20 protein-coding genes are annotated in these 21,368 nt (G+C 67.1%); 10 read left to right on the plus strand and 10 right to left on the minus strand.

Annotated features, from left to right (window positions below; genetic code table 11):
• Positions 1–18: 18 nt before the first annotated feature.
• Complete coding sequence (locus HLA91_RS02060) at positions 19–507, minus strand: GNAT family N-acetyltransferase (RefSeq protein WP_102161564.1); 489 nt, start codon at positions 505–507, stop codon at positions 19–21.
• 291 nt (positions 508–798) lie between these two features.
• On the opposite strand from HLA91_RS02060, the gene HLA91_RS02065 reads away from it, so the two are divergent.
• Together HLA91_RS02065 and HLA91_RS02070 are read left to right on the plus strand one after the other, a co-directional pair.
• On the plus strand, positions 799–1,608 hold the full coding sequence (locus HLA91_RS02065) for an exodeoxyribonuclease III (protein WP_170273301.1): 810 nt from the start codon (positions 799–801) through the stop codon (positions 1,606–1,608).
• Between the two features lie 346 nt (positions 1,609–1,954).
• A complete protein-coding gene (locus HLA91_RS02070) occupies positions 1,955–3,574 on the plus strand; it encodes an ABC-F family ATP-binding cassette domain-containing protein (protein WP_204514179.1) in 1,620 nt (539 codons plus the stop codon).
• Between the two features lie 115 nt (positions 3,575–3,689).
• Here HLA91_RS02070 and HLA91_RS02075 read toward each other — a convergent pair whose 3' ends face one another.
• Positions 3,690–3,896: a YbdD/YjiX family protein gene (locus HLA91_RS02075; protein WP_102161567.1), complete on the minus strand. Its 207-nt coding sequence runs from the start codon at positions 3,894–3,896 to the stop codon at positions 3,690–3,692.
• Positions 3,897–3,898: 2 nt separating this feature from the next.
• Positions 3,899–6,223 (minus strand): carbon starvation CstA family protein, encoded by a 2,325-nt coding sequence (locus HLA91_RS02080; protein WP_102161568.1) that lies wholly within the window; start codon positions 6,221–6,223, stop codon positions 3,899–3,901.
• A 371-nt stretch (positions 6,224–6,594) separates the two neighbouring features.
• On the opposite strand from HLA91_RS02080, the gene trpS reads away from it, so the two are divergent.
• From trpS to HLA91_RS02095, 3 genes are all read left to right on the plus strand, one after another.
• A complete protein-coding gene (gene trpS / locus HLA91_RS02085) occupies positions 6,595–7,611 on the plus strand; it encodes a tryptophan--tRNA ligase (protein ID WP_170273302.1) in 1,017 nt (338 codons plus the stop codon).
• Entirely contained in the window at positions 7,583–8,224 is a 642-nt protein-coding gene (locus tag HLA91_RS02090; protein ID WP_170273303.1) for a 2'-5' RNA ligase family protein, read from the plus strand. The genes trpS and HLA91_RS02090 overlap by 29 nt, the downstream gene beginning before the upstream one ends.
• A gap of 63 nt (positions 8,225–8,287) precedes the next feature.
• A complete protein-coding gene (locus HLA91_RS02095; protein ID WP_170273304.1) occupies positions 8,288–9,337 on the plus strand; it encodes an App1 family protein phosphatidate phosphatase in 1,050 nt (349 codons plus the stop codon).
• On the opposite strand, the gene HLA91_RS02100 is transcribed toward HLA91_RS02095, so the two are convergent.
• The 5 genes from HLA91_RS02100 to sdhC all read right to left on the minus strand — a co-directional run bounded on the left by HLA91_RS02100 (position 9,329) and on the right by sdhC (position 14,130).
• Entirely contained in the window at positions 9,329–10,549 is a 1,221-nt protein-coding gene (locus HLA91_RS02100) for a D-alanyl-D-alanine carboxypeptidase family protein (RefSeq protein ID WP_338076719.1), read from the minus strand. The two genes, HLA91_RS02095 and HLA91_RS02100, sit on opposite strands and share 9 nt — an antisense overlap.
• A 142-nt stretch (positions 10,550–10,691) precedes the next feature.
• Positions 10,692–11,483 carry a succinate dehydrogenase iron-sulfur subunit gene (locus HLA91_RS02105; RefSeq protein WP_170273305.1) on the minus strand — a complete coding sequence of 264 codons (792 nt, stop codon included), beginning with the start codon at positions 11,481–11,483 and terminating at the stop codon, positions 10,692–10,694.
• Complete coding sequence (gene sdhA, locus HLA91_RS02110) at positions 11,483–13,243, minus strand: succinate dehydrogenase flavoprotein subunit (RefSeq protein WP_102161580.1); 1,761 nt, start codon at positions 13,241–13,243, stop codon at positions 11,483–11,485. The genes HLA91_RS02105 and sdhA overlap by 1 nt, the downstream gene beginning before the upstream one ends.
• Before the next feature lie 57 nt (positions 13,244–13,300).
• Positions 13,301–13,747, minus strand: a complete 447-nt coding sequence (locus HLA91_RS02115; protein ID WP_102161582.1) for a succinate dehydrogenase hydrophobic membrane anchor subunit — start codon at positions 13,745–13,747, stop codon at positions 13,301–13,303.
• Positions 13,748–13,752: 5 nt separating this feature from the next.
• Positions 13,753–14,130, minus strand: a complete 378-nt coding sequence (gene sdhC, locus HLA91_RS02120; protein ID WP_102161584.1) for a succinate dehydrogenase, cytochrome b556 subunit — start codon at positions 14,128–14,130, stop codon at positions 13,753–13,755.
• 345 nt (positions 14,131–14,475) lie between these two features.
• Here sdhC and HLA91_RS02125 point away from each other — a divergent pair, with 345 nt between their 5' ends.
• From HLA91_RS02125 to HLA91_RS02145, 5 genes are all read left to right on the plus strand, one after another.
• Positions 14,476–15,591, plus strand: a complete 1,116-nt coding sequence (locus HLA91_RS02125) for a mannose-1-phosphate guanylyltransferase (protein WP_170273306.1) — start codon at positions 14,476–14,478, stop codon at positions 15,589–15,591.
• A 112-nt stretch (positions 15,592–15,703) separates the two neighbouring features.
• The gene (locus HLA91_RS02130; protein ID WP_102161588.1) at positions 15,704–16,879 is read left to right on the plus strand and encodes an amidohydrolase; all 1,176 of its coding nucleotides are present in this window, start codon (positions 15,704–15,706) and stop codon (positions 16,877–16,879) included.
• Positions 16,870–18,066, plus strand: coding sequence for a BMP family ABC transporter substrate-binding protein (locus HLA91_RS02135; protein WP_170273307.1), 1,197 nt, complete (start codon positions 16,870–16,872; stop codon positions 18,064–18,066). The genes HLA91_RS02130 and HLA91_RS02135 overlap by 10 nt, the downstream gene beginning before the upstream one ends.
• A gap of 23 nt (positions 18,067–18,089) precedes the next feature.
• Positions 18,090–19,202 (plus strand): adenosine deaminase, encoded by a 1,113-nt coding sequence (locus HLA91_RS02140; protein ID WP_170273308.1) that lies wholly within the window; start codon positions 18,090–18,092, stop codon positions 19,200–19,202.
• Between the two features lie 4 nt (positions 19,203–19,206).
• The gene (locus HLA91_RS02145; RefSeq protein WP_170273309.1) at positions 19,207–19,761 is read left to right on the plus strand and encodes a hypothetical protein; all 555 of its coding nucleotides are present in this window, start codon (positions 19,207–19,209) and stop codon (positions 19,759–19,761) included.
• Between the two features lie 20 nt (positions 19,762–19,781).
• Here HLA91_RS02145 and HLA91_RS02150 read toward each other — a convergent pair whose 3' ends face one another.
• Positions 19,782–20,609: a hypothetical protein gene (locus tag HLA91_RS02150; protein WP_170273310.1), complete on the minus strand. Its 828-nt coding sequence runs from the start codon at positions 20,607–20,609 to the stop codon at positions 19,782–19,784.
• A gap of 17 nt (positions 20,610–20,626) precedes the next feature.
• Entirely contained in the window at positions 20,627–21,358 is a 732-nt protein-coding gene (locus tag HLA91_RS02155; RefSeq protein WP_170273311.1) for a tyrosine-protein phosphatase, read from the minus strand.
• Between the last annotated feature and the right edge of the window lie 10 nt (positions 21,359–21,368).

Here is a 21,368-nt window from a genome sequence, read left to right on the forward strand (position 1 = left end):
AGCGCTGTGCCGCCTTCGTCAGTACGAGGTCAGCGGCATGCGGAAGAACACACGGGCGACACCGGGACCGCCGTAGTCCTCCATGAGCTCGCTCTCGAAGCCCATCGAGGAGTGGAACGAAATCGCACCGGAGTTGTCCGGCATCGTCGTCGCCTGCACTTCCTGCACGCCCTTGCTGCGGGCGAGATCGATGAACGCACGGTAGAGATGGCGCCCGATTCCCTGATGGCGGAAGTCCGAGCGTGCAGCGACCAGGTGGATGTAGGCAGGGCCGTCGATCGGGATCGCGCCGAGCAGATAACCGACGATCTCGGTCTTGTGCTTGGCGACGAGTCCGGACGAGGCGAACTGCCGGAACCAGTAGGGATCGTGGTGGTCTTTGAGCTCCAGGTCTCCCCAGAACTGCTCCTGCGCATTCATGAGGAACTCGCGCAGGTCGAGGGCGTCGACTTCGTCAAAGGGGCTGATGCTCAGGGCATCCGGATCGATGGGGGGCGTATCAGCCATGGCTCCTCCTTCGGCGGGTTATCTCCTCCCACTCTACGCCCTGGTCAGCTGCAGGGGGTAACCGGGCGAACCCTTTGAGCAAGGTCACAGGCGCATGAAGCGCCTGCCATCCTGACGCACCCACCCCGTCGGTGACCAGGACTGACGCCGATTGCCGGGAGGTGAGTCCCGCCTCGGGCACGGTGCAGACCCACCTCGGGCACGAGGCAGCGCATGCGGTCCGTTCCTGCTGTGCGAGACGGCGGTCTTGAGCGCCGGAGTCGGAGCTTGACACGTGGCACAATGGTGGCCATGCTCCGAATCGCCACAGTGAATGTCAACGGTGTCCGCGCCGCTTTTCGCAAGGGAATGTCCGACTGGCTGGCCGGCTCCGGCGCCGACATCGTCACCCTGCAGGAAGTCCGCGCCCAGAACGACATCGCCTTAGGCGTCCTCGAGCCCACCGGCTTCCACTCTTACTCCGCCGACGCCGAGGCGAAGGGCCGGGCAGGCGTGGCCGTCATGAGCCGCGCGCCTGCGAAGGAGCTGCGGGTCGGCAACGGGGATGACTACTTCGACCGCTCCGGCCGCTGGCTGGAGGCCGACTACGAACTCGCCGACGGCTCCCTGCTGACCGTCGTGTCCGTCTACGTCCACTCCGGTGAGGCCGGCACCCCGAAGCAGGATGACAAGTACCGGTTCTTCGACCAGATGGTGCGCCGGCTGCCCGAACTTCAGCAGCACGCCGATCACGCGCTCATCACCGGCGACCTCAACGTCGGCCACACGGAGCTCGACATCAAGAACTGGAAGGCCAACCAGAAGAAGGCCGGCTTCCTGCCTGAGGAGCGAGCGTACTTCGACCGGTTCTTCGGTGAGCTCGGCTGGGTCGATGTGCACCGCAAGCTCTCCGGTGAGGTTCCCGGCCCCTACACCTGGTGGTCGATGCGCGGGAAGGCCTTCGACAACGACGCCGGGTGGCGCATTGACTACCACGCCGCGACCCCGGGCTTGGCGGAGCTTGCCCGTGCGGCTCGCGTCGATCGAGCGGCCAGGTGGGGTGAGCGGTGGAGCGATCACGCCCCGCTCGTCATCGATTACGACCTGCCGGATCTCGCCTAGGCCGCCTGAGCTGGCTGGCCGCAGCCGGTATTCTCTTTGCGATCTCCCTGCAGCCGGCGGGTATACTGGCAGAGACCTCGCCGATGGTGACAGCATCGGCGCACTCCGGCAGAGAGCACACCACCTTCCGTGAAATCGACGATCACTCACCCCTGAGACGCGCATCATTCCCGCGCTCGGCAGCCGAACCGTTCACGGCTGCACGGCTGACGTGATCGATCATGCCCGCCGGAGATCCCGCAACACGCGGATTCCTGCGCTCCTGCAGACCTGTCTGCATCGATCATTGGGCTGAGCCTGTGCGCGTCTCGAATCGTCCTTTCGATTTCGACACGCGGAGGCATGCGTGGAACACTCACTCATCACTCTTGACTCGCTCACCTACACCTGGCCCGACGGCACCGCCGCACTGTCCGGGCTCACCGGCTCGATCGCCCGCGGGCGCACCGGTCTCATCGGCGCCAACGGCGCCGGCAAGACCACTCTCGTCCGTCTGCTCACCGGCGAACTGACACCGACGGTCGGGCGCATACACATCCACGGCAGCGTCGGCGTGCTGCCCCAGGACCTGGCCTTGAGCGACCAGACCATCGCCGAAGTGCTCGGCATCGACCAGGTGCTCGCCGCGCTCGAAGCGGTGGAGACCGGAGACGCCGACGTCGCCCACTTCGACGTCATCGGCCAGGACTGGGACATCGCCGCCCGCGCCTGCCAATCACTTGCGGCAGCCGGGATCCCGTTGGCCGAGCATGAGCTCGACCGGCCGATGCGCACACTCTCCGGAGGAGAGGCGGTGAAGGTCGGGCTCGCGAACCTGCACCTGCACCGGCCGGAGCTGGCGATCCTCGATGAACCGACGAACAACCTCGATGCTGCCGGCCGAGAACACGTGCGCGGACTCATCGAAAGCTGGCGGGGTTCGCTGCTCATCATCAGCCACGACCGGCGGCTGCTCGCAGGCGTCGACCGGATCGTCGAACTCTACGGCACCGGCACCCGCAATGCGGCAGGCGAGCTGCAGGCCTCGACAATGCGGACCTGGGAGGGCAGCTTCGCAGACTACCGTCGGCAGCTGGCCGCCGAACAGGAAGCCGCAGAACAGGCAGCCGTGACCGCGCGCAGCGAGCTGGGCAAGCAGAAGCGCAAGCGGATCGAGGCGCAGATCAAACTCGACCGCCGGCAGCGCACGGCCAAGCAGGCGGTGAAGGATGCGAAGCTCCCGCCGATCGTCTCCGGCAATAGAGCGATGGAGGCGCAGAAGTCAGCGGCGAAGCTCACCGGCACCCATGCTGACCGGGAGGCAGCGGCCTATCAGAATCTGCAGGGAGCCCAGGCTCAGGTGCGGCCTCGTGTCGTCATCGACATCGAACTGCCCGACACTGCAGTCCCAGCCGGGCGGACGGTCCTCGAACTCGACAGCGGGGAGGAGGTCTTCAGCATCCGCGGGCCTGAGCGGGTGGCGCTCGCCGGTCCGAACGGAGCCGGCAAGACGACCCTGCTCAACCGGATCCTGACAGCCGTACGCACGGGGGAGGAGCCTGGTGTGCGCGTCATCGACGAGGTGGGGGTGTTGCCGCAGCGCATTCTCCTCGACCCGCAGCTCAGCGTGCTCGACACCGTCCGGCTAGCGGCCCCGGACGCGGACCCGCACACAGTCCGCTCCCAGCTGGCTGGTCTGCAGCTGAAGAAGGACCGGCCCGATCAGCCGGTCGGCCAGTTCTCCGGTGGGGAGCGGTTCCGGGTCGCGCTCGCACAGCTGCTGCTGGCCGATCCGGCCCCGCAGCTGCTGCTGCTCGATGAGCCGACCAACAATCTCGACCTGGAGAGCTTTGAGGTGCTCGTCGAGGCGCTGACCGCCTACCAGGGCGCGCTCATCGTCGTCAGCCACGATGCGGAGTTCCTCGATGAGATCGGCTGCACCCGAACGTGGGAGATCACAGACGGGGCACTGAGCGAGGCGCGCTGACGGCCACCCGGCCACCACCTCGGGAACGGTGCGAACCACCTCGGGAACGGGAAAACGCGGCGGCCGCCGGTCCACCTGAGGTGAACCGGCGGCCGCCGGGTGGGACGTCACTGCTTCAGCAGCAGCGCGCCTTCGGGTTCGTCTCCTGCTCGTCGATGAGCTCGCGCCAGAATTCGCGTTCGCACATCGCACCCTCGCGGGTGCCGTGGTGGCGCTCGTAGTGCTCAAGGTAGTGGACGTAGGCGTTTTCGCCCATGACCTCCTTGAGGTACCAGTGCACGGCCTTGAACGGGCGGGCGACTGCGGCAGCAAACGAACTCATCGTCACTTCTCCTTCGGAGCGGCGTGCGAGCCGGAACCGGTGTCCGAGGCACCGTGATCCTTCTCAGCCTTCTCCTTCGAGGATACGCCGACAGCACCGGCGGGCGCGAGACCGTGCTTGCGACGGTACTCCTCCCACTGGGCCTCGACCTCGCGCTCGGCCTTCGTGGCGATGAGGCCGGCTGGGGCGAAGAGCTTCGTCGGCACGAACGCGGCTTCGGTCGTCTCCATCGGGCCGGTGCGGATCGACTTGATGCTCACCGCGATCGCCATGACGACGACCATGAGCACCAGCGAGGCGAACACGATCGACAGCGTGCCCTGGATGAACGTGTTGCGCACAACCGCGCGCATCGCATCGACACCCTCGGTGGTGCCCAGTGAGGTCTCACCGGCGGCGAGTGCCTGCTTGTAGGCCGAGTGCTGTGCCCAGTAGCCGAGCTTCGGGTCAGAGGAGAAGATCTTCTGCCACGAGGCGGTCATCGTCACGGCAAGGTCCCAGGCGAGCGGGATCCCGGGGATCCACGCATAGCGCGCCTTGCCGACCTTGCAGACCAAGGCGAACACCACCGCCAAGGCGATTGCCGCCAACAGCTGGTTGGAGATGCCGAACAGCGGGAACAGCGTGTTGATGCCGCCGAGTGGGTCGGTCACACCCATGAGCAGGATCGAGCCCCAGGCGCCGACCATGACGATCGTCGAGACCCAGGCGCCGATGTTCCAGGATGGGTCGCGGAACTTCGGCCAGAAGTTGCCCATCCAGTCCGAGAACATGAAGCGGGCAACACGGGTGCCGGCGTCGATGGTGGTGAGGATGAACAGTGCTTCGAACATGACCGCGAAGTGGTACCAGAAGCTCATCGCCGACTGCCCGCCGAAGCCGGGCACCTGATGCAGGACATGCGCCATGCCCATTGCCAGGGTCGGCGCACCGCCGGTGCGCGAAACAATTGAACCCTCGCCGACGGCCTCACCAGCAGCGGCGAGTTCGGCGGCGGTCGTCTGCGTCTCCATGAACGGATTCGAGTTGATGAACTCGGCAGCGCCCTCGGCGGTGCCGCCGGTCAGCGGCTCGGCTGCGTTCATGGCGAAGTAGATGCCCTTGTCGAGGCAGATCGCGGCGACGAGCGCCATGATCGCCACGAAGGACTCCATGAGCATGCCTCCGTAGCCCACCAGACGCGCCTGCGATTCCTTCTCCAGCAGCTTCGGCGTCGTGCCCGAGGACACCAGGGCGTGGAAGCCGGAGAGCGCACCACAGGCGATGGTGATGAACAGGAACGGGAACAGGGATCCGGCGAAGGCCGGGCCCTCGGAGTTCGAGGCGAACGGGGTGACGGCCGGCATCTGCACGGTCGGGTTGACGATGATGATGCCGACGGCCAGCAGCACGATGGTGCCGATCTTCATGAAAGTCGACAGGTAGTCGCGCGGGGCCAGCAGCACCCACACCGGCAGCACAGCTGCGAAGAAGCCGTAGATCATCAGCGACCAGGCCAGCGTCGTCTTCGACAGGTGGAACATCTCAGCCAGCGCCGGGTTGGCATTGACCCAACCGCCGGCGACGATCGCGAGCACGAGGAGGGCGATGCCGATGACAGAGGTCTCGATGACCTTGCCGGGGCGGATGTAGCGCATGTAGATACCCATGAACACGGCGATCGGGATCGTCATCGCGATCGAGAAGACGCCCCAGGGGCTCTCGGCCAGGGCGTTGATGATGACGACGCCGAGCACGGCGATGAGGATGATCATGATGAGCAGGATGCCGAGGCTGGCGATGAAGCCGCCGACGGAGCCGAGCTCGTCACGGGCCATCTGGCCCAGCGACCGGCCGTTGCGGCGGGTCGAGAAGTACAGCACCATGTAGTCCTGCACCGCACCGGCGACGATGACGCCGAGGATGATCCACAGCGTGCCGGGCAGGTAGCCCATCTGAGCGGCGAGGATCGGGCCGACGAGCGGGCCGGCGCCGGAGATCGCGGCGAAGTGGTGGCCGAACACGACGCGGCGGTCGGTCGGGGTGAAGTCGCGGCCGTTCTCGTTGATCTCCGCGGGGGTCGCCCGCTTGTGGTCGGGTCGGCAGATCTTCCATTCGATGAACTTCGCGTAGAAGCGGAAGGCGATGAGGTAGCTGCCGACCGCAGCGGCGACGAACCAACTGGCTGAGAGGTTCTCGCCGCGCACGAACGCGACCATCACCCAGCCGACGGCGGCGACCGCAGCGATCGCAACCCACAGGACGATCTTGCCCGGAGTCCAGCGCGGACGTTCGATCACGCCGACTGGAGGCAGACTCTCATCGGTTCTGACGTATTCAACCGACATACGTGCTCCATTTCTGCTCTGCTGCATGAGCCCCGCCGGGTCAGGCGGAACATCACGGGAACGCGGGCATTCACCTGGTCGTGCGGCATCCGCGCGGCACGGCACCGCACGGAAGGGCTGGGCCGGGGAGCCGCAGCGTACGGCAGAAGTGTGTGAGTTCCCGGAGACTGAATATATGGTGAGGCCAATTCTGTGATTTGTCTAACTTTTCGGCAGGTTCTGCGCGAACCACCGTCAAACCGTTACCAAAGCTGCGCATCTGTTCACTCTGCGGACAGTCCAGTGGTGCTCTGCGCCGCTGTCCGCCGCCGAGGCGGTGGTCGGGTGGCCGAGTCGCAGACCGCGGGTGCGGAAGTGGCACAATGGAATCCATGACCGCCACGCACGATCCGCAGACCCGCCTGCGGACTCTCTCCGGAATCCAGGCCACCTCCGACTCCCTCCACCTGGGCAACTACATCGGTGCGCTGCAGCAGTTCGTGGAGCAGCAGGAGACGCACGACGCGTTCTTCTTCATTGCGAACATGCACGCGATCACCGTCGAGCAGGATCCCGCGCTGCTGCGCGAGCGGACCCTGCGCACCGCCGCCCAGTTCCTCGCCGCCGGCATCGATCCGGAGAAGTCGACGATCTTCGTGCAGTCCCACGTGCCCGAGCATACGCAGCTGTCCTGGGTGCTCGAATGCACCACCGGTTTGGGCGAGGCGCAGCGGATGACGCAGTTCAAGGACAAGTCGTCCAAGCGCGAGAACGTCTCGCTCGGCCTGCTGACCTACCCGGCGCTCATGGCTGCTGACATCCTCATGTACCACCCCGATGTCGTCCCGGTCGGCGAGGACCAGCGCCAGCACCTGGAGCTCACCCGCAACCTCGCCGAGCGCTTCAACCACCGTTACGGGCACACCTTCACGGTGCCTGAGGCCGGAATTCCGAAGGAGACGGCCAAAATCTACGATCTGCAGGACCCGACAGCGAAGATGTCGAAGTCGGCGGCCTCCCCGGCCGGTCTCATCAACATCCTCGATGAGCCCAAGGCGCTGGCGAAGAAGTTCAAGTCCGCCGTCACCGACAATGACACCGTCATCGCCTACGACCCCGAGCACAAGCCGGGTGTGTCGAACCTGCTGACGATCTACTCCTCGCTGTCCGGCCGGCCGATCGATGCGATCGTGACCGAGTTCGACGGCAAGATGTACGGCCACCTCAAGGTCGCGCTCGCCGACCTCGCCGTCGAGACGCTCGCGCCGGTGCGCGAGCGCACCGGTGAGCTGCTCGATGACCCGGCTGAGCTCGAGCGGCTGCTGTCGATCGGTGCCGATGCCGCCTCGGCGATCGCCGAGCAGACCATCAAGGACGTGTATGACCGCATCGGGTTCCTCCGCCGCTGAGTCACCGGGCCGGATGGCCCGTCCTGACGAATGGGGCCTCGGCCCGGCCTGGGGCACTCCGCCGGGAGTGCCCGAGCTGCCGCCGGACGACGGCTCGGGGATGGTCTCGATCGGGGTGACCCTCGATGTGCCTGAACCCTACGGCTCCCAGCTGCAGTCGCTGCGGGCAACGCTCGGCGACGCCCGCGGCACGACGGTCCCGGCCCACATCACCCTCATCCCGCCGATGAAGATCCCGGCCACCGCATGGCCGATCGTGCGCGAGCACATCCGCAGCGTGGCGAATGCGACCTCGCCGTTCACCCTGCAGCTGCGGGGGACCGGGACGTTCATGCCGACCTCGCCGGTCGTGTTCATCGCCGTCGCCCGCGGCATCTCCGAATGCCAGCAGCTCTCCGATGCCCTGCGCCACGGAGTGCTGAATCAGCAGCTGGCGTTTCCGTACCACCCGCACGTCACGATCGCCCAGGAGCTCGACGAGGAGGTCCTCGAACAGGCCTACCGGGAATCGGCCGACTACGACGTGTCATTCATGGCCCACGGCTTCGGCGTGTACTTCCACACCGCCGATGAGGAATGGCAGCTGTTCGACAACGTGCCCTTCGGCCCGTAACCGAGCCACCTCCTCGGGCACGATGGGCCAGGCGTGTGGCATCTGCTCAGCTGAACCGGAACAATGGCAGGTGTGAAGAAGAAGACCGCACCGCGCAATCTCGCCCCCGAGATGCTGCACACCGCCGCCCGCCTCGAAGACCGCTACCACGCCTGGGCGCGGGAGAAGGCGACGAAGCGCGGCTGGCATCGCACCGTCATCGCCTACGACTCCTACGGCAGCGAGAACTTCATCCGCGTTCTCGCCCGCGTCGTGCTGACCAAGACCGGCCAGCCGGCAGCCGATACGCAGGCCTCGATTCGCGGCTGGCGCTCTTTCGGCAATGTGCCGCTGTCCGATGACCATGCCTGGGTGCGCGTCAACGGCGCCGAACATATGGTCACCGCCGATCGCGGCGGGATCGTCGATGCGATCATCCCCGGTGACTTCGAGCCCGGCAATGTCGAGATCGAGCTGTGGACCGATGACTCGCTCGTCGACACCGCCAATGTGCGCATCATCGGTCAGGAGCAGGGCTTCGGGATCGTCTCCGACATCGACGACACCGTCATGGTCACCGCGCTGCCGCGTCCCTTCCTCGCCGCCTGGAACACCTTCGTCCTCGACGAGCACGCCCGCTCGCCGGTGGCCGGCATGGCGGTGCTCTACGACCGGCTCACCTACCTGCGGCCGAACTCGCCGATCCTGTACCTGTCGACCGGGCCGTGGAACGTCGCCCCGACCCTCAAGCGCTTCCTCACCCGGAACATGTACCCGGTCGGACCGCTGCTGCTGACCGACTGGGGGCCGACAGCCACCCGCGCGTTCCGCTCCGGGCAGGATCACAAGCGTGCCACCCTCGAACGTCTGGCCCGGGAGTTCCCGCAGGTCAAGTGGCTGCTCATCGGCGATGATGGGCAGCATGACGAGGAGATCTACGGCGAGTTCGTCGAGAACCACCCGGAGAATGTCGTCGCGGTTGCCATCCGCCAGCTGACCGTCGGCGAGGCGGTGTGGGCCGGTGGTCGTTCGAAGGGCTCCGGCCGTGGCCAGGGCGTGCCCTGGATCTACGCTCCCGACGGTGCGGGGCTGGCCTCGAAGCTCACCGAGCGCGGCATCTTCTCCTCACTCTGAGGCGGCTGCGCGCTGTCGGCGCTCGCGCCGGCGCAGGGCCGTGAACGCGATGCCGCCGGCCCCGAGTACCGCGGCGGCAGCGGCGATGAGGATGAGCGGTGAGCTCAGTGGGCTGGCCGGCTCCTGCGCCTCGGCTGCCGCGGTCTCCTCATGCGTGGGTGCGGCGGGCTCCGGACTCGGCTCCTCGCTGGGCTCCGGGGTCAGCGCGATGGTCGTCTCGACTGGCAGGTCCGACTGTGCGAACGACCAGTCGAGCAGGTCGATGGCCGCCTGACGGGTGCTGTTGTCCGAATGCAGGATCGCCGCCGCGTAGGTCTTGCCGTCCCGCTCAGCCACGGCGACGAAGCTGCCCTTGGACTTGACGGTGTAGCCGTTCTTGAGCCCGAGTCCGCCGTCGATGCGCCCGACGATCTTCGTGTGGTCCTGGATCGGGTAGCCCTTGAACTTCTCCTTCGTCTCCGGGTTGACACCACCAGGCATCTTGTACTCGGTCGTCTGCACGATCTTCATGAGGTAGTCGTTGTCCAGCATCGCCCGGGCGATGATGAGCTGATCGCGCACTGTCGTCACCTGGCCGTCGGCGTCCAGGCCCGAGGTGTTCTTCGGCACCGTGCCGGTCAGCCCGAGCTCCTCGGCCTTGGCCTCCATGAGCTCAACGGCCCTGTCCTGCCCGCCGGCGGCATTACCCAGGGCGTGGGCGGCATCGTTGGCACTCGACATGAGCATCGCGTGGAAGAGCTGGTCGATGGTGTACTCGTTCTTCTGCACGAGACCCACCTTGGTGCCGTCGACGGCCATATCGTCGAAGACCGCCTCGTACTTCTGCTTCGGGTCATCGAGCACATCGACGAGAGCCAGAGCGGTCAGCAGCTTGATGACCGAGGCCGGAGCGAGCTGCCGGTCCATCTCCTGGGACGTGAACACGTCACCGGAGTCGAGATCGCCGACCACCCATGCGGACGCTTTCGGCTGCGGGGCCGGGGCGCCGTCTTCGATGAGGGCGCGTTCGTACATCGTCTCTGTCGGAGATGCCTCTGCCTCGGCAACGACGTCAGCTGCCGCACCAGGGGAGGCTAATGCAGCAGGGGAGGCCAGAGCAGCGGCCGGTGTGAGCGCGCTGCCGGCCACGACGGCTGCAGCAGCAACGCCGGCGCCGAGGCAGGCGCGCAGGCGAGCACGCCGCGTCTGTGTGGAACGAATCGAGTGGTTCACAGGTCGCAAGTCTAACCATGCCAGCTGAGACCACCGGCACCTTATCGCCCACCGCCTCGGGAACGGGGGGGCAGAACCAGGGTGAATGCACTCAGGCCCCGTGCCGCCAAGATGCGGGACGGGGCCTGATGCGCGTGGTGGGTCAGAAGGCGCGCTGGAGCAGCGCCTGCTTGACCTCGGCGATCGCCTTGGTCACCTCGATGCCGCGCGGGCAGGCTTCGGTGCAGTTGAAGGTGGTGCGGCAGCGCCACACGCCCTCCTTGTCATTGAGCACCTCCAGGCGCATGTCGCCGCCCTCATCGCGGGAGTCGAAGATGAAGCGGTGGGCGTTGACGATCGAGGCCGGACCGAAGTACTGACCGTCGGTCCAGAACACCGGGCACGAGGTGGTGCACGATGCACACAGGATGCACTTGGTGGTGTCGTCGAAGCGCTCACGATCCTCGATCGACTGCAGGCGCTCACGCGTCGGCTCGTGACCGGAGGTGATGAGGAAGGGCATGATCTCACGGTACGACTGGAAGAACGGCTCCATGTCAACGATGAGGTCCTTCTCCAGCGGCAGGCCCTTGATCGCCTCGACGGTGATCGTCTTGTTCGTATCGAGGTCCTTCAGCAGGGTCTTGCAGGCCAGACGGTTGCGGCCGTTGATCCGCATCGCATCCGAACCGCACACGCCGTGTGCGCACGAGCGGCGGAACGACAGCGAACCGTCGATCTCCCACTTGATCTTGTGCAGGGCGTCGAGCACACGGTCGGTGCCGTGCATTGTGACCTTGTACTCCTCCCAGTGCGGGGCCTCGTCCTTCTCGGGGTCGAAGCGTGCGATCTGGAAGGTGCAGTCGAACGACGGGATCTCGCCGCCGCCACCGCCGAGGTGGTCGGGGAGATCGACCTTGGATGCAGGCTCTGCAGTGTTCTGATTCTCGCTCATCAGTACTTACGCTCCATCGGCTGGTATCGGGTGACGACGACCGGCTTGGTCTCCAGGCGCATGCCCTTGATGCCCTCGGCCTCGCCGTCCGGGTCGAGGTAGGTCATCGTGTGGTGCATGAAGTTCTCGTCGTCACGGTCGGGGAAGTCCTCGCGGAAGTGACCGCCGCGGGATTCCTTGCGGTGGATGGCTGCCACCGTGACGACCTCGGCGATCTCGAGCAGGAAGCCCAGCTCGATCGCTTCGAGGAGGTCGAGGTTGAAGCGCTTGCCGCGGTCGTGGATGCCGACGTTGCGGTAGCGCTCGCGCAGCCGCTCGATCTCGTCGAGTGCCTCGCGCAGGGTCTCATCGGTGCGGAACACCTGGACGTTGGCGTCCATGATCTCCTGCAGATCCTTGCGGATCGAACCGACGAGCTCGGTGCCGTTCGATGCGCGCATCGTGTCGACGAGCTCGACGGTGCGGTCTGCGGCACCCTCCGGCAGCTCCGGCAGCTCGGCGGTCTTGGCGTATTCCGCGGCGGCGATGCCGGCGCGCTTGCCGAAGACGTTGATGTCGAGCAGCGAGTTGGTGCCCAGGCGGTTCGAGCCGTGCACGGAGACACAGGCGGTCTCACCGGCGGCGTAGAGGCCGGGGACGATGTCGGTGTTGTTGGCCAGCACCTCGGACTTGACGTTGGTCGGGATGCCGCCCATCGCGTAGTGCGCGGTCGGGAACACCGGCACCGGCTCAGTGTAGGGCTCCACGCCGAGGTAGGTGCGGGCGAACTCGGTGATGTCCGGCAGCTTCGCGTCGATGTGCGCCGGCTCCAGGTGGGTGAGGTCGAGCAGCACGTAGTCCTTGTTCGGTCCGCAGCCGCGGCCCTCACGCACCTCGTTGGCCATCGACCGGGCGACGATGTCACGCGGTGCGAGGTCCTTGATGGTTGGGGCGTAGCGCTCCATGAAGCGCTCACCGTCGGCGTTGCGCAGCACCGCTCCCTCGCCGCGGGCAGCCTCGGAGAGCAGGATGCCGAGGCCCGCCAGGCCGGTGGGGTGGAACTGGAAGAACTCCATGTCCTCCAGCGGGATGCCGTTGTTGTAGGCAACCGCGACACCGTCACCGGTCAGCGTGTGGGCGTTCGAGGTGGTCTTGAAGATCTTGCCGAACCCGCCGGAGGCGAAGACGACGGCCTTGGCGCGGAAGACGTGGATCTCACCGGTGGCCAGCTCGTAGGACACCACGCCGGCCGGGCGGCGAACGCCGTCGACCTCGGTCATGATGAGGTCGAGGACGTAGAACTCGTTGTAGAACTCGACGCCGTGCTTGACGCAGTTCTGGTACAGCGTCTGGAGGATCATGTGGCCGGTGCGGTCTGCAGCGTAGCAGGCGCGGCGAACGGGCGCCTTGCCGTGATCGCGGGTGTGGCCGCCGAAACGGCGCTGGTCGATCTTGCCCTCCGGGGTGCGGTTGAAGGGCAGGCCCATCTTCTCCAGATCGAGGACAGCGTCGATGGCCTCCTTGGCCATCACCTCGGCAGCATCCTGATCGACGAGGTAGTCGCCGCCCTTGATGGTGTCGAAGGTGTGCCACTCCCAGTTGTCCTCCTCGACGTTGGCCAGCGCGGCGCACATGCCGCCCTGTGCCGCGCCGGTGTGGGAGCGGGTCGGGTAGATCTTGGTCAGCACGGCGGTGCGTGCGCGCTGGCCGGATTCGATGGCAGCGCGCATTCCAGCGCCGCCGGCACCGACGATCACCACGTCGTAGTCATGTACCTGCATAGAAATCCAATTCTCCTTGGCCGGAAAGAGCCGTTGGGGCGAGTGAGAGAGGCGCAATCACCGTGAGCAGAAGTCAGGGATGAGCGACGGATCGGCTCCGACCGGGCACGGATCGAACGTGAAGATCACGAGCGTGCCGAGCACGATAATGACCGCCGAGGCGATGTAGAGCGTCAGCAGCAGCGCCATGCGGGTGCGCGGCTTCTCTGCGTAGTCGCTGATGATCGTGCGCATGCCGTTGGTGCCGTGCAGCATGGCCAGCCACAGCATGAGCAGATCCCAGATCTGCCAGAACGGGCTTGCCCACTTGCCGGCGACGAAGCCGAAGTCGAGGCCCTGGACGCCCTCGCCCTGCCACAGGTTGACGAACAGGTGCCCAAAGATGAGCACGATGAGCACGACGCCGGAGAGGCGCATGAACAGCCAGGCCCAGAGTTCGAAGCGCGAGCGCGTGGACTTGTGCCGGTCATAGCCGGTGCGCGGTGCGGGAATGGTCGACGTCATGTTCCTCAGCCTCCGAACGTGTGCATCAGGTGTCGGGGCAGGAACGCGGCCATCATGATGACCCAGCCGATGATGACTGCCCAGAACAGCTTCTTCTGGTTCTTCGGGCCGCCGGACCAGAAGTCGACAGCGGCGATGCGCAGGCCGTTGAAAGCGTGGAACACAATGGCTGCGACCAAGCCGATTTCGCCGATGGCCATCAGAGGGGTCTTGTACGTCGCGATGACGGCGTCATACGCCTCAGGCGAGACACGGACAAGAGCTGTGTCGAGCACGTGTACGAGCAGGAAGAAGAAGATGCCGACGCCGGTCACGCGATGCGCAACCCAAGACCACATTCCTTCATTTCCGCGGTACAGAGTGCCCGTTGACGCATTGGCCACGGGGCATCCTCCAAGTGAAATGCGAACAGATGTGTACCACTCGAAATTACGCCGAACTGGGGAGAATCGCCAATCTGCCCGGCGGCATTGTTGCCGATTCGATGTGAATCCCCTCAAAGAGGCGTCCATAGAACGGACGCGAGATCTCGCGTGAGATTTAGGACATGCCAGTGTGCCGTAAACATGATGGGTCTGTGTCCGCATCGGCTGAGGCGCCGGTGAGCGTCTGTGCATGTGCTGAGCAGGAGAGGCGGTATCGTGGCCGGCAGGTGCGGGGTGCGCCGAAGATGCCTCCGGCGCCGCAGTCAAGCCAGAGTTGCAGTCTGAGACGGAGGATGAGACGCGATGAATCCGCACTTCCACGCAGTGATCCCGGCCGGCGGCTCCGGCACCCGGCTGTGGCCGGTCTCCCGGGAGGCCTCCCCGAAGTTCCTCCATGATGTCCTCGGCCTCGGCCGCACCCTGCTCCAGTCGACCTGGGATCGCGTCCTCCCACTCGTCGACGCCGACCGCACCTGGGTCGTCACCGGCACCAGCCACGCCGCAGCCGTCGCCGGCCAGCTGCCCGAGCTGCGGGCCGACCGGATCATCACCGAACCCTCGCCCAAGGACTCCGCTGCCGCCATCGGCCTGGCCGCGATGCTCATCCACGACACCGACCCGCAGGCGATCATCGGCTCCTTCTCCGCCGACCACTCGATCACCAATGTCGCCGAGTTCCATGACGTCATCGGCCAGGCAGTCACCGCCGCCGAGCAGACCGGTGACATCGTCACCATCGGCATCACCCCCACCTACCCGGCCACCGCCTACGGTTACATCAAAACCGGCTCCCACCTCGGGATCCCCGGCGCCTATGCCGCCCGCCGTGCCGCCGCCTTCGTCGAAAAACCCGCCGCCTCGGTCGCCCGAACCTACGTCTACTCCGGCTCCTACCGCTGGAACGCTGGCATGTTCATCGCCACCACCGAGGCGATGCTCGCCGTGTTGGCCGAACAGGCCCCTGAGCTCTACGCCGCGCTGCGCTCGGTCGCCGACATCTGGCACGACGAGTCCGCCCGCGAGCAGAAGCTTGCCGAGGTGTGGCCGGGACTGGAGAAGCGTGCGATCGACTACGTCGTGGCCGAACCGGCCGCCGAGGCCGGCCGGGTCATCGTCGTGCCCGGTGACTTCGGCTGGGATGACGTCGGCGACTTCGACTCGGTGGCCAAGCTGCGCCAGCCGGTGCCCGGCGAATCCTCAGCCGTCTACGCGATCGGCGAGGAATGCCAGATCGTCGACGTCGACACCTCGGGCGTGGTCTTCTCCAGCACCGACCGGCTCGTCGCCCTCGTCGGGCTCGACGATGTCGTCGTCGTCGACACCGACGATGTGCTGCTCGTCGCCTCCCGCTCCCACGCCCAGGACGTCAAGGCCGCCGTCAGCCGGGTCGCCGAGATGGGCCGGGACGACCTGCTCTGACCCCGCGCCCGAGGCGGGACCGCCACCCGGCACCGGCTCGCCTGAGCGGATTGTGAAGTTTTGGGACGCCCGCCCAGGATCGTCGCAGGTCGGCTGACTAGAATCGGACGCTGTGATCCAAAGCCACCTTGCGCCCTTCTACGATGAGCTGCTCGAGTTCCGGCGTGACATCCACGCCCACCCCGAGCTGTCCTACGAGGAGTTCCGGACGACGGAGAAGATCCTCGGGTTCCTGCGCAACGCCGACCTCGACCCGCAGGCCCTCGAGGGCACCGGCGTCGTCTGCGAAGTCGGCGAGGGCCCGCTGGTCGCCGCTCTGCGCGCCGACATCGACGCTCTGCCGCTCGACGACCTGACCGGCACCCCGTTCGCCTCGACGGTGCCCGGCGTCGCCCATGCCTGCGGCCACGACATCCATCTCAGCTCCCTGGCCGGAGCCGGCCGGGTGCTGAGTTCCATCCACAAGGAGCTGCCCGGCGGACTCGGCGGGCGGATCCGGATGATCTTCCAGCCAGCCGAGGAGGTCACCCCCGGCGGTGCGCTCAAGGTCATCAGCCAGGGTGTGCTTGCCGATGTGCCGCGCGTCTTCGCCATCCACTGCGACCCCAACGTCGACGTCGGCAAGGTCGGCTCGCGCATCGGCCCGATCACCGCGGCCGGTGACACCGTCATCATCCGGCTCTCCGGCCACGGCGGCCACACCTCGCGCCCGCACCTGACCGAGGACCTCGTCTACGCCCTCGGCAAGCTCACCACTGACCTGCCGGCCACGCTCTCACGCCTCATCGACCCCCGCCATGCGATCTCGCTCGTGTGGGGCGAGATCCGCGCCGGCCACGCGCCCAATGTCGTGCCGTCCGACGGGTTCCTGCAGGGCACCCTGCGCTGCCTCGACGTCGACGGCTGGAACCAGGTCGCCGAGGTGCTGCCCGACCTCGTCGAACGCGTCACCGGGCCCTACGGCGTCACCGTCGACCTGGAGCACCGCCGCGGCGTCCCACCGGTGGTCAACACCGAAGAGGACGTCTCCCTGCTCGAGGCCGCCGTGCGCGATGAGCTCGGCCCGGGCAGCGTGCAGCTGACCCCGCAGTCGATGGGCGGGGAGGACTTCGCCTGGTACCTGACGAACTGTCCGGGCGCGCTCGTGCGCGTGGGCACCCGCACGCCGGGCGGGATTACGTACGATATCCACCAAGGCGACTACCTCGTCGATGAACGCGCACTGGAGATGAGCGTCCGCGTCTACACCGCGATGGCGCTTCGAGCCCTGGGAGTCCCGTGGTCTTGAAACCTGCCGCAGCCCTCACCACGGCCCTCATCGTGCCCGGACTGGTGCTGCTGACAGGGTGCGGCTCCGAGGAGCCGACCGAGCCGCTGCTCACCAGCGGCTGCATGGTTTCCTCACCGGCCGGCTTCGACGACCGCTCGATCGGCCAGCTGAGCTTCGGCGAGGTGTCCAACGCCCAGCGCTCCGACTTCCTCGGCTCGACCTCCACCCAGCGCGTCGACTCCCTCGATGACACCCGCCGCGCGCTGGAGAACTACGCCGAGCGTGGCTGCACGCTCACCGCGCTGCTCGGCCCCGGTGGGGCGCAGATGCTCGCCGAGGTCGCCGCCGGCCACCCCGAACAGGCGTGGATGGCCGTGGCCACCGCCGGTGCCGGAGCCGGCGGTCAGGACTTCCCGGACAACGTCATCACCGTCGACTTCGACCTGCTCGAACCGGCCTTCATCGCCGGTTACATCGCCGCCGCCAGCTCCAAGACCGGCATCGTCTCGGCCTACTCCTCCTACGGATTCGAGAACAACCGCGGACTGCTCACCGCCTTCGACGCCGGCGTCGACCTGTTCAACGAGGACACCGATGCGGCAGACGACGAGCGCGTGCGCAGCCACCGCGCCGGCCAGATCGAGGGCCGCACCGTCTCCGACACCACCGCCGCCGGCTTCGACATCACCGCCGAAGCGATCGAGGCCGACGCTGATGTCATCGTGCCCTTCGCCTCGGGTGCGGCCAGCGGTTCGCTCACCTGGTTCCAGGAGCACTACTTCCCGCCGGTCGAAGAGACCGCCGGGCCCGAGGCGGAGGACGCCCCTGCAGACGAGCCCACCGAGGCGCCCGCAGACGAACCCAAGCGCACCCTCGTGTGGTACGGCGCCGACGGCTCGGAGACCCTCGGGCGGGTCGGCCGCTACGTCATCGCCTCGATCGTGCCCAACATCGCCGCCGGCTTCCAGACCACCATCGAAGGCTGGCCGCAGACCGGCTTCGCCGGCGAACTCGAACCGGCCGGGCAGAAGCCGGAGCCGATCGGTGACCTGCTCGTGCGCTCCCACAGCTACCGCGGCACGATCGAAAACGGTGGCATTACGATGGTCGCCTCCGATGTGCCGCTGTCCGGAGTCGCCGGGGTCGGCCGCGAGGTCGCCGATGTGCAGGAGCGGATCCGCTCCGGGGAGATCGAACTGCCCTGACCCCATGCCGTAAGCTGAGGGACGTGGATTCCAAACTCTTTGAGACTCCCTTAGGAGTCGACCCCGATGACCCGATCCTCGAACTGCCGAAGGTGTCGCTGCACGACCACCTCGACGGCGGCCTGCGCCCCCAGACGATCATCGATCTTGCCGCCGAGGTCGGCCATGAGCTGCCGGCCACCGATGCCGAGGCGCTGCGCCGCTGGTTCTCCGAGTCCGCGAACTCCGGTGACCTGCCGCGCTACCTGGAGACCTTCGACCACACCATCGCCGTCATGCAGACCGCCGAGGGCCTGACCCGGGTGGCCCGGGAGTGGGCGCTCGACCAGGTCGCCGACGGTGTCTTCTACGCCGAGGCCCGCTGGGCGCCCGAACAGCACGTCCAGCAGGGACTGTCGATGGACGAGGCCGTCGAAGCAGTCCAGCGCGGACTCGACGAAGCCGATGCGATCGCTGCTGACAACGGCCGCTTCATCCGCACCGGCCAGATCATCACCGCTATGCGGCACGCCGACAACAGCCTCGCTGTGGCCGAGCTCGCTCTGCGCCACCGCGACCGCGGCGTCGTCGGCTTCGACATCGCAGGTGCCGAGGACGGCTTCCCGCCGGCTGACCACCTCGCCGCCTTCGAGCTTTTGCACCGCGAGTGCTTCCCGGTCACCATCCACGCAGGCGAAGCCGCCGGGGTGGAGAGCATCCACGCCGCCGTGCAGATCTGCCACGCCCAGCGCATCGGCCACGGCGTGCGCCTCATCGACGATATGCAGTTCACCGGGGACAACGGCAGCGGCAGCCTCGGCCGGCTCGCCGCCTGGATCCTCGACCATCAGGTGCCCCTGGAGCTGTGCCCGTCGTCGAACCTGCAGACCGGGGCGGCGACCTCGATCGAGGATCACCCGATCACCCGGTTCAAGGAGCTCGGCTACGCCATCACCGTCAACCCGGACAATCGGCTGATGTCGGCGACCTCGATGACCCGTGAGATGCGCCTGCTCGTCGACCGCGCCGGTTGGCAGCAGCCGGACCTCGAATGGGCGACCGTCAACGCCCTGGGCGCGGCGTTCCTGCCCCACGATGCGCGCAACCGGTTCCTCGATGACCTCGTGATCCCGGGCTTCGAGCGTCTGGACCTGTGATTCCATGAGCGGCAAGCGACGCAAGCGCAGCGCCGGGGGAGACGACTCCGTTCACATCCACCCGTCCGACACCGCGCCGGCCCCGTCTACCGACGAGACCGCAGGCGCAGCCGGCAGCCCGCTGACCCCGGGCACCCCGATGGCGACTCGCCCGTGGACGCTGTGGCTGGCCATCGCGATGGTCGTGCTCGAAGCGGTCGTGCTCGTCGTGGCTGCGGTGTTCTTCGTGCGCACCGGCGGTGCCGCCGGGGCCGAGCTGCGCAGCTCCCTGTTCGGGCTGGCCGTCATGTTCATCATCATGGCCACCGGCCTCGTGCTCGTCGCCCGCGGGCTGCACCGGATGCGCCGCTGGGCGCGCCCGGCCACCGTGGCCTGGCAGCTGCTCCAGGCGCTGTTCGGGCTCTCGATGTGGGGTGCTGGCATGGCTCTGCAGGTCGGGGCGATCCTGCCGGCAGTGCTGTGCCTCTTCGGGCTCTTCAGCCCCGCCAGCGTGCGCGCCTACGAACAGGCGCTCGGCGCCGGCGGCAGCGAACAGCACTTCGACCAGCAAGACGACTGACGAGCCCGGGCCGGCTGGGATCAGCCGCCGAGCTCGCTCTGCTCGGAATCCTCGTTCGAGGTGACGTCGTCATCGGAACCTGAGCCGTCACCGGCCCCACTGCCGTCTCCTGACCCGCCGTCGTCGCCGCTGCCGGCTCCATCGCGGTACGGGCCACAGGCCTCGCCGAGGAAGTCTCCGGCGAAATCGCCATCGGAATCACGCAGGGACAGTGCTGTCTGCTGGATGCCCCACCACACCTCGGGCGCGGCAGCCCAGCGCAGGCGCATGTCCTCACGCTGATCAGGATCCTTGGCCAGATCCGAGGCCGCCAGCTCAATGCGGTCCTGGGCGTCATCGGCGGTGCAGCGGGCCTGCGAATCCGGGCCCTGCGGGTTGAGCTCGGCGATCTCATCGCCGTTGACCGTTGTGAGGGTGAACGCCGAATCGCCGATCTGCTCGACCTCGAAGGTGCCCAGCACCTGGTAGAAGCTGCCCTCATGCGCGCTCACCTGCTCAGCATCGACGTTGACGGTCACGCTGTTGGGCATGTCCGGGGTCAGCGACACCTCGCCGGAATCGGCGACATCGCCGAAGGTGCGCAGGTAGGCATTCAGGTAGGCCTCCTCGCCGTTGGCGGCGGCCTTCTCCAGGCCCTGCCACAGCGGGTCGTTCTCCTTCGCCCCGCCCGGGGAAGTGTCGACAACGACGACCGGGGGAGCGGAGTCCGGAGTCTCGACCGGGGTGACCTCCTCCGGCGACAGGGAGGGGCGCTGCTCGGGGCGCTCGGACTCGTTGACGGCACAGCCGCTCAGCAGCAGACCGGAGGCGCACACTGCGGCGGGGAAGATGAGGAGGCGTCGGCTCATGTGTCGAGTCTAGAGAATCACGGCCGCAGAGTGGCCAAGGCGGCCACGTGTGCCGGGGAGATTCTCAGCTGCGCAAGCGTCTTTTCGGCCGGATGACGGTCGAGGAATTCCAGCAGCGTTGCTTTGCGGGACCCGGACCAGGCGGCGAACTCGTCGGCCTCCATGAAGTACTCCACCGGGTGCCCGGAGGTCTTGTGGTGCTCATTGACGACGGCCAGTGAGCGCACGTACTCCTCGGCGATGACCGCCGGTTCGACACCGGCCAGCTGCAGCATCCAGGCCGAGAACAGACCGGTGCGATCTCGGCCGGCCGAGCAGTGCAGGTACACCGGGCCGGTCTCCAGCGCCTCGGCGAGACTCTCCAGCGCACCGGCCAGCAGCCGCGGGAAGTGGGTCAGCAGCAGCGGGTACTGCTTGGGGTGGTTGAGGAACGGGTGGTCGATCGCCTTGACGTAGGCCTCATCGCTGAAGTCCTCGACCGGGCAGGTGCGGATCGCAAACCGGTCCCAGGCCGCCTCGGGAACCTGCGGATCAGAAGGCCTGCAGCCCACCTCGGCGGGGGCGCGCAGATCAACGACCGAACGGATCCCCAGATCAGCCAGCTGGTCGACCCCGCGGGCGGTGATGAGCTCGCGGCGCCCTCCAGCGAACACGCGCCCGAGGCGGGTCAGGCCCCCAGCGGCGGGCAGGCCGCCGAGATCGCGCGGGCCGAGGGCACCGTCGACGGTGGGGAAGCGGTCAGCGGTCAAGAGCGATCAG

The sequence above is a fragment of the Brevibacterium luteolum genome, from assembly GCF_013004595.1.
Taxonomy (GTDB): Bacteria; Actinomycetota; Actinomycetes; order Actinomycetales; family Brevibacteriaceae; genus Brevibacterium; species Brevibacterium luteolum.